8 protein-coding genes are annotated in these 8,775 nt (G+C 53.3%); 5 read left to right on the top strand and 3 right to left on the bottom strand.

Annotated elements, in window-relative coordinates:
• Positions 1-69: 69 nt before the first annotated feature.
• The 3 genes from zigA to folE are packed head-to-tail and all read right to left on the bottom strand — an operon-like array spanning position 70 to position 2,430.
• Complete coding sequence (gene zigA / locus GOX01_RS11760) at positions 70-1,299, bottom strand: zinc metallochaperone GTPase ZigA (RefSeq protein ID WP_062269110.1); 1,230 nt, start codon at positions 1,297-1,299, stop codon at positions 70-72.
• Positions 1,300-1,312: 13 nt separating this feature from the next.
• Positions 1,313-1,819 (bottom strand): phosphoribosyl-AMP cyclohydrolase, encoded by a 507-nt coding sequence (gene hisI, locus GOX01_RS11755; protein ID WP_131973935.1) that lies wholly within the window; start codon positions 1,817-1,819, stop codon positions 1,313-1,315.
• A complete protein-coding gene (gene folE, locus GOX01_RS11750) occupies positions 1,819-2,430 on the bottom strand; it encodes a GTP cyclohydrolase I FolE (protein ID WP_062269113.1) in 612 nt (203 codons plus the stop codon). The genes hisI and folE overlap by 1 nt, the downstream gene beginning before the upstream one ends.
• Before the next feature lie 81 nt (positions 2,431-2,511).
• Between folE and GOX01_RS13345 the strand changes: the two genes are divergently transcribed.
• The 5 genes from GOX01_RS13345 to moaB all read left to right on the top strand — a co-directional run bounded on the left by GOX01_RS13345 (position 2,512) and on the right by moaB (position 8,600).
• Positions 2,512-3,213 carry a DUF1826 domain-containing protein gene (locus tag GOX01_RS13345; protein WP_081105728.1) on the top strand — a complete coding sequence of 234 codons (702 nt, stop codon included), beginning with the start codon at positions 2,512-2,514 and terminating at the stop codon, positions 3,211-3,213.
• The gene (locus tag GOX01_RS11740) at positions 3,210-3,707 is read left to right on the top strand and encodes a Fur family transcriptional regulator (protein ID WP_062269115.1); all 498 of its coding nucleotides are present in this window, start codon (positions 3,210-3,212) and stop codon (positions 3,705-3,707) included. Before GOX01_RS13345 ends, GOX01_RS11740 begins: the two co-directional genes overlap by 4 nt.
• Positions 3,708-3,747: 40 nt before the next feature.
• Complete coding sequence (gene thrS, locus GOX01_RS11735; protein ID WP_062269117.1) at positions 3,748-5,616, top strand: threonine--tRNA ligase; 1,869 nt, start codon at positions 3,748-3,750, stop codon at positions 5,614-5,616.
• A 341-nt stretch (positions 5,617-5,957) separates the two neighbouring features.
• Positions 5,958-8,078 (top strand): S46 family peptidase, encoded by a 2,121-nt coding sequence (locus GOX01_RS11730; RefSeq protein WP_231098574.1) that lies wholly within the window; start codon positions 5,958-5,960, stop codon positions 8,076-8,078.
• An 18-nt stretch (positions 8,079-8,096) separates the two neighbouring features.
• Complete coding sequence (moaB, locus tag GOX01_RS11725; protein WP_081105726.1) at positions 8,097-8,600, top strand: molybdenum cofactor biosynthesis protein B; 504 nt, start codon at positions 8,097-8,099, stop codon at positions 8,598-8,600.
• The last annotated feature ends 175 nt before the right edge of the window (positions 8,601-8,775 follow it).

Here is an 8,775-nt window from a genome sequence, read left to right as displayed (position 1 = left end):
AGGTTCCCACGCAATTGCAGCTCGGGTTTTCATGAAAATATTCCTCAATAATAGCGTGTGGTAATTCGTTCAGGCCGACTCAAGGCTTTCCGACTGGCGACGCCAAAGCGGAAAGGGATCAGGGAGGCGTGCATAGCGTGACGGCTCAAAAGGGGTGTCTCCGAGATCTGGAACAAGACAGGCATCAAGTTCCTGCCGAAGTCCGGATTCATCCATATCTCCATTGCCGATGAAGACGATTTCCTGACGACGGTCGCCGAAGACCGGATCCCAGTTTCCCAATACGAAGTCCCGCCACTGATCAGTATCCGGCCACTGATTTTGCGGGATCGCCGCCCACCACAGCCCCATCGCCTCGCTTCGCACCAGGGCTCCAGCCTGACTCATTTCACCTACCCAGTCCGGGCGCGTAGCTAACCAGAAATGGCCCTTGGCGCGTACGACGCCAGGCCAGTTCCGATCAAGGAAGGCCTGGAATTCCGCTGGTTGGAACGGACGGCGCGCACGATAGACAAAATTATGGATGCCATATTCGTCTGTTTCAGGAACATGGCTGGAAAAGCCGTAAAGTTCCTTGAACCACAACGGATGCTGATGTGCCTTGTCGTAATCGAAACAGCCTGTATTCAGGATCCGCTCAACAGGAACAGACCCCATGTCGGTCTCGATGATATCAGCGTCCGAATTCAACGCACGAATGATCTGCCTCGCCGCATCAACCTGATCCGGTGTAGCGGTGGAGACTTTGTTGATCACCACGACATCCGCAAACTCGATCTGCTGGACGAGCAGATCGACCAGGGCACGCTCGTCGTCCTCCCCGGCCGTTTCACCCCGATCCTTCAGGAAATCGCTGGAAGAATAATCGCGCAGGAGATTGACCGCATCAACGACCGTCACCATCGTATCCAGTCGTGCGATATCGCTCAGGCTGACGCCACTCTCGTCACGAAACTCAAACGTTGCGGCTACGGGCAGCGGTTCCGCAATGCCTGTAGATTCAATGAGCAGATAATCGAATTTCCGCTCCTCTGCGAGCCTCCGTACTTCCTGCAACAAATCGTCGCGGAGCGTGCAGCAAATGCAGCCATTGGTCATTTCAACCAACTTTTCATCGGTACGCGACAGATTGCTGCCGCCCTCGCGCACCAGAGCAGCGTCAATGTTGACCTCGCTCATATCATTCACGATGACCGCGACCTTATAGCCCTGGCGGTTATTCAGTACGTGATTGAGCAAAGTCGTCTTTCCCGCGCCAAGAAAGCCGGACAGCACGGTAACGGGAAGTTGGTCATCCATGGGGATTTGTCCTCTAAAGCTTTGTCGGGTTTGGGGCGTCGCCATAGACGGCGAGCGGATCGAATATTTTGTGCGTTTCGCAAAAGAGGAGTGCTGCCGATGATGACGGAATGCCTTCCTCAGAAGTGAGATCAACACGCCGATAAAAACAGCTTCGATAACCCACATGGCAGTTCGCTCCTGTGCCCGCAGTGTGAACGCGCAGCCAGATCGCGTCCTGATCGTCGTCGATCCGCATTTCGAGGACATGCTGGACCAGCCCGCTCGTGGCGCCCTTTCGCCAGAGACACTGACGGCTCCGGCTCCAGTAATGCGCCTCGCGGGTTGCGATCGTGCGTGCGAGCGCCTCTGCGTTCATGACGCCAACCATCATGACATCACCGCTTTCTGCGTCCGTTGTGAGCACGGTCAGCAGTCCGCTGGCATCGAAACGTGGGGCGAGATCGTTTCCCTCCTCGACCTGCTCAATTGAGACGCGCGAGCCAAATGCCGTGGACACAGAAGATACAATTGTGCCCATCACACGCCACCCATTCCCGCCATAGTGAAGAACTGGCGACGCAAGGGTTCCGACGTCTCGAACTCGCCCAGCAAACGGCTGGTCACCATACTCACGCCTGGCTTATATACTCCGCGTGTGGTCATGCACTGGTGAGCCGCGTCGATCACGACAGCGACGCCCCGCGGTTGAAGCACGCCCTGGATTGTATCCGCGATCTGGGCCGTCAGTTTTTCCTGGATCTGTAGACGATGAGCGAAGACGTCCACGAGACGCGCCAGCTTACTAATGCCAACCACCCGCCTATCGGGCAGATAGGCCACATGCGCCTTACCGATCAGCGGAATGATATGATGCTCGCAATGGGATTCCAGACGGATATCGCGTAGCACCACCATCTCGTTGTAGTTGCCGCTCTCCTCGAAGGTCCGCTCCAGAAGAGCGACCGGGTCGTCCTGATACCCCTCGAAAAACTCCTCATAGGCCCGCACCACGCGGTCAGGCGTGCCGACAAGCCCCTCGCGATCAGGATCATCCCCGGTCCAGGCGAGTAAGGTTCGCACCGCCTCTTCCGCCTGAGCCCGGGTCGGCCGGGTTCTCACTTGCCGTGGAATGTCCATCAGTGTGTCCATGGAGGTTCATCTGCTATTGACTGTGTTATGTTATAACGTAACCATAAGAACGTTCGCCACTCATCGTCAAGCTCGGGAAACATGCCTCCTCCTTCACAGCAACATCCCGTCTCAAAGGATATGACCGTACGCGCACCGCAAGAAAGCCTCGGCGCCGTGTTGTTCATGGAGAGCTGGCCCGCGCCAACAATCGACCCACCGGAAAACAGTACTCTGGGCCGTCTTGCACCGCATGTGGTCGCCTGTGCCCACGCGACAGTCGTGATGGATCTGCAGCGACCGGATGTCGATATGGTCGTGTGGGGGCGCCGGATTCCGGCAACCTGGGAAGGAGCTCTCACAAGCTGCTCACAAGCCCCATCTGCTCTCACTCTCGCCGGCACACCTTCGGAAATCGCAGATTCTCTTGTAAACCCGGCTTTGCAGCAGGATTGGTCTCCGCTCATCCTGACGGATGTCAGGGACCTATCCGCACTATTCGGTGCACTGACAGGAGGCGTCCGGCAGCACATCCAGCTAATAACGCCATCCCGTGAGGAGACTGCGTTCGAGTTATCCCCCGATGCACTTCGGCTGATCTGCGCCTATGGGGGCGCTGGACCAGAGTGGTGCGGCAGCCAAAATCCAAAGAGTGGTATTGTCAGTACCCTAACACCGTTCGCAGTAGCGTTCATTAAAGGGGCGGCTGAAGGCAAACTCGGATGCCTTCATCGTCTCCCGGCAAATATCGCAAACGGTGCAAGGCCTGGGCCGGTCCTCGTGATGGATACAATTTCCCGATGATAGAGCGTGTCATGCCGCCGTCTCGCGACGCACGTCAAGGTTGCGATGCCTTCAAAAGGCGGGCCACGGCTTTACGGAATGATGTGCTCGACGTGCTGACGAAGGCAGATGTGCCACTCTCGGCTTACGACATCCTTCGGTGTGTCAGTCATCCGGATTGCCGACGAATCGCCCCGACTATGATTTATCGAGCTCTCGGAAAGCTGATCGCCAGCGGATTGGTGGGGCGGCTCGAAAGCCGAAATGCCTTCGTGCGGATCCGGGCAAACGATCCCTCTCGCCTTGTCTACTGTATCTGCGACCAGTGTGGTGCCGCGCAAGCGGTGGAAAATACACTATCCTGTCAATTGATCGACGCTGCGGCCGAGACCCTTGGATTTCAGGTCCGGCATCGGGTCATCGAAGTCCAGGGCGTCTGCGCACGATGCAGCGTCTGCCCGTCTTTCTTGCCGACACAACAAAAGCACAAGCTTCCGACCCGCGCGCCCAAATGAACCGCGGCCCCTCGCCGCTCTTCTCCGTTAAGGCTCTCTCATGTTATCGACCACCATCTCTTCCCGTCCTTCATCCCATCAACCAAAGGATATGCTTGCCTGTCGTGTGGACGGAATTATCAACGATCTCTCCTCCACAGCTGGTGACCAACTGGCTGATCCTGTCTTCCGTTCAGACACCGAGGCGCTTTCCCTGATCCGCCACGACACAGCACATGTCCTTGCGCAGGCCGTCAGTGAACTGTTTCCCAATACCGCGCTCGCGACAGGACCCGCCACGGAGCAGGGATTTTTCTACGATTTCGCGGCTGAGCACGCTTTTACTGATGACGACCTCATCCGGATCGAATCCCGCATGCACGAGATCATTGATCGTGATGAAACAATCGTCAGGGAAGAATGGGATCGCGAGAGAGCGCTGTCCTGGTGCAGGGAGAATGGACAGCCCTACAAGGCCGAGATCATCATGTCCCTGCCTGCTGATGCCACCCTGAGCTTTTATCGACAAGGCAACTTCGTCGATCTCTGCCGAGGGCCACATCTCGTCAGCACAGGACAGATCGGACACGCCTTTCGACTTCTCGGTACGGCTGGTGCCTACTGGAAAAGTGATCGCAGCAATCCAATGCTGCAGAGGATTCACGGAACAGCCTGTCGTGATGCCGACGAACTCGCCGCGTGGGAGCAGCGTCAGGAAGCAGCAGCACGGCGTGATCATCGTCGTCTCGGGCGCGAGATGGATCTGTTCCATTTCCAGGCCGAAGCTCCAGGCGCGGTGTTCTGGCATCCGAACGGCTGGACACTGTTCCAGACCCTGCTCGCTTATCTGCGCGAACGTCAGAAGGCCGAGAACTATGTGGAGATCAATACACCCGACATCATGGATCTGTCGCTCTGGCAGGCCTCCGGCCATTGGGAAAAATTCGGGGAGAACATGTACACCACCGAAACCGAAGGGCGCATCTATGCCCTCAAACCCATGAACTGCCCTGGTGGCGTGCAGGTTTTCCGCCAAGGCCTGAAGAGCTATCGCGACCTGCCCCTGCGGATGGCCGAATTCGGCAAAGTCCATCGCTTTGAAGCGTCAGGAGCGTTGCATGGCCTGATGCGCGTACGTGCATTCACGCAGGATGACGCACATATTTTCTGCACACCGGAACAGATGGAGGCCGAGACGCAGCGGATCTGCCATCTCGTACTTTCGATCTATAAGGACTTCGGTTTTGAAGATGTCCGTATCAAATTTTCCGACCGGCCTGACAAACGTGTCGGATCGGACGAGATCTGGGATCGCTCGGAGGAAGCGTTACAGCGCGGGGTCGAAGCTTCAGGTCTCTCCTACACACGCAATCCAGGAGAAGGCGCTTTTTACGGTCCCAAGCTGGAGTTCGTACTGCGTGATGCAATCGGCCGGGATTGGCAGTGCGGTACCGTTCAGGTCGATCTCAATCTGCCTCAGCGTCTGGACGCGCATTATATTGGCGCGGATGGAGAAAAACATCCGCCCGTCATGCTGCACCGCGCCCTGTTCGGTTCGCTTGAACGTTTCATCGGCATTCTCCTTGAACACCATGCCGGCCACCCGCCTTTCTGGCTTGCACCCATTCAGGTCGTGGTGGCAACAATCACCGGCGCTGCGAACGATTACGCAGTCGATCTGATTAAAGCGCTCCGCCAACGTGGAGTCCGAGCAGAGCCCGATTTGCGCAATGAAAAAATCGCTTACAAAATCCGCGAACACAGCCTCGCGAAAGTACCCATGTTGCTGATCGTCGGGAAGAAGGAAGCACAGGCAGGCACCGTGTCTATCCGGGAATATGGAAGCTCAGAAACACCAATGTTGGATATGGACTCCGCTATCAATTTAATCTCCAAAGCATCAGAGTCTCGTTTGGCACAAGTTTTATAGATTGTAGATACGATTTCTTTGGTTGCGAGACATCATCGGGATAAATTATTATACGAACAATATTTACAATCATTCCTGTATTTCTAACTACCTCCCGACGTCGATTTCGAAATCTTAATCGATACATACAAACGCTTGATTATTTCTACGCAACTTAACTCCGGGATCGAATACGTTAGTCTCATGCTTGACGAACATTGAGAGGTAGGGGTATTTGTTATGTTATAACGTAATTTCGGCTACCAATATAAGAATTTTAGATGCGCGTTAATAAACCAAAATTCGCTAAATAACTAACAGGAGTTATTTGAATGTAAAACGATCAAAAAAGTTATATTTCCGTGCCTTTTAATGTCCTTAGTTCGGATTTATTTATGAGAAAAAAATCAATTTTGTTTGCGATTATTCCTGTATTTATTGGATCCGCTCAGGCTGAAGAAGGCATGTGGACGTTTGATCATTTGCCTGTGCGTCAGATGAAGCAGCAATATGGGTTTGAACCCTCTGTCGAATGGATTAACCATGTCATTCAGTCTTCGGCACGCTTGGCGGAAGGCTGCTCTGCCTCGTTCGTATCAGGTGATGGTTTGGTGATGACAAATCATCATTGTGCCAATACGTGTCTCACGGATCTGTCTGATAAAAATCACGATTATTTCCATGATGGTTTCTCGGCTCGAGAGGTCTCAAAAGAGCCTCAGTGTCCGGGGATGGAACTGGATCGTCTGGATCAGGTGAAAGATGTAACGGGTCGTGTCGCAGAAATGACCGCAGGAAAACATGGCGCGGAATATGCCAAGGCTTTGCAGGTTGCCAATAGTGTCCTGACCAAGGAATGCGCGGTGGGTGATGCCTCACACTGGCGTTGCGATGTCGTGACACTCTATCATGGTGGACAGACGGCGCTTTATCGCTACCGCCGTTATCAGGATGTCCGTCTCGTGATGGCGCCTGATCAGGATATAGCATTCTTTGGTGGTGATCCCGATAACTTTACATTCCCGCGTTATGATATTGATCTATCGATGCTGCGGGTGTTTGAAGACGGCAAGCCGGTTCATACGCCGTTTTTTAAATTCGATCCAAAGGGCCCCAAGGCTGGTGATCTGGTCTTCACATCCGGAAACCCAGGACGCACACAACGGTCCCTTCCGGCCAGCGCCTTGACATTTCAACGAGATGTCAGCCTGCCAACCATTATTGCTGCCTATTCGACCCTTGAAGGAGCGCTGTGGCAATATTCCAGAGAAAGCAAGACCCATCTGATTGACGCACAGAACACGCTTTTCGGTGTTCAGAACGCACTGAAATCTCTGTCTGGTACAGCAAAGGCTTTGCGTGAACCTGAAGTGATAGAAAAGCGCGAGGCGGAAGATCAAGCCCTTCAGGCGTGGATTGACGCAGATGCAGAACGTCGCAAGACTTATGGTGAGCCGTACAAAAAAGTAGAAGCCGCTCTTGCTGTGCAGCGTCAGTATTATGTGCATGATTATGCCATAACACGCACAGTCCATGGTCTGCTGGGGGACGCTGTTATGCTGGTGTCAGCGGCGTATGAACGAAAGAAGCCAGATACAGAGCGTCGGGCCGGTTACCATGAGGCGGAATTAGCCGCACTTGAAACCGAGATCGCTGCGAAAGTGCCGGTGCATACTGAATTGGAAACTACGACTTTGGCGTTAGGTATGACGACCATGCGCCAGATACTCGGTGAGGATGATGCAGCGGTCCATCTGATTCTGGGAACAAAAAGCCCGGATGAGCGCGCCGTAGAACTGATACAGGGCACGAAACTGGCGGATCCCGCAGAGCGTCTTGCGCTTTACAAAGGTGGCGTCAAGGCCATTGAAGCATCCAAAGATCCAATGATCGTTCTGGCACGTCACTTACAGCTGGTTCTGGACACGATCCGCAATCGCAGCCGTGACCAGATTGAAGCACCGATGCACGAAGCCCAGGGTACGATTGCACGGGCCCAGTTCGCGCGTGCTCAGGCAGAAGGAAAGGCTGATACACTTTATCCGGATGCCACGTTCTCGCCGCGACTGTCTTACGGCACGGTTAAAGGCTTCCAGGATGGCGCAAAGGCCATTGCACCCTTCACGGATTTTGCAGGGATGTACAAACATGCAACGGGCAGTGATCCGTTCCGTCTGCCGCAAGTCTGGTTGGATGCGAAGCCACATCTAAACCTCTCTACGAAGCTTGATTATGTGTCGACCAATGACATTGTCGGCGGCAATTCAGGCTCCCCTGTTATTAACCGTCAAGGCGATGTCGTTGGCCTGATTTTTGACGGTAACCTCGATAGCCTGGCGGGCGATCTTTATTACGACATCGAGCGCAATCGTGCTGTTTCCACGGATACAAGTGCCATCATGGCTGCGTTGAGGACAGTGTATCACGCTGATGCTCTTGCGGATGAACTTGAGTCGGGGAAGCTAAAGTCGCGTCCGGAATAAAAGTAGAAAGATAATAACTTGAACAACTCTATACCCGTTCGGATTGCAATTCTCACCATTTCGGATAGTCGGAATTTAGAAACCGACATTTCCGGTAAGATCTTGGCCGACAGAGTCACAGAAGCAGGGCATGTTCTTGTGGATAGGTCCATTGAAATAGATGACATCGATAAGATTACTGATGCTCTCAATGTCATGATCGATAATAAGGATGTTGATGTCATAATTACTACAGGAGGAACTGGATTAACCAAACGAGATGTCACTCCAGAAGCATTCCATCTCGTCATAGACAAATGCATTCCCGGTTTTGGAGAGTTGTTTCGAATGTTGTCTTATAAAAAGATAGGGACCTCTACAATACAATCGAGAGCAATGGCGGGAGTTTCCCGTGGGAAATTACTATTTGCTCTTCCCGGATCACCAGGTGCAGTGAAAGATGGGTGGGATGATATTTTAAAAAACCAGCTAAATAGCAATCATAAGCCGTGTAATTTTGTCGATATTATTTCAAGGATATGAGAAAAATTATGTGGGAGGATCGAAAAACCGTTAATTGATGTCCATGGTTTTGATTTGGTGCCTTGGGCGTGCTGATTAACGGTTTTCGTGGGCGCTTTTGATCTGTATTTTGAGCAGATCGAATGTTGTCCCCCTCTGGATGACTACACACTCGCGCTCGGATCTTTCGAGTAAG

Origin of the sequence: Gluconobacter oxydans (genome assembly GCF_006539685.1) — a bacterium.
GTDB lineage: Bacteria > Pseudomonadota > Alphaproteobacteria > Acetobacterales > Acetobacteraceae > Gluconobacter > Gluconobacter oxydans.
The sequence above is the reverse complement of the archived record's forward strand: the minus strand, read 5'-3'. Positions and strand labels throughout refer to the sequence as shown.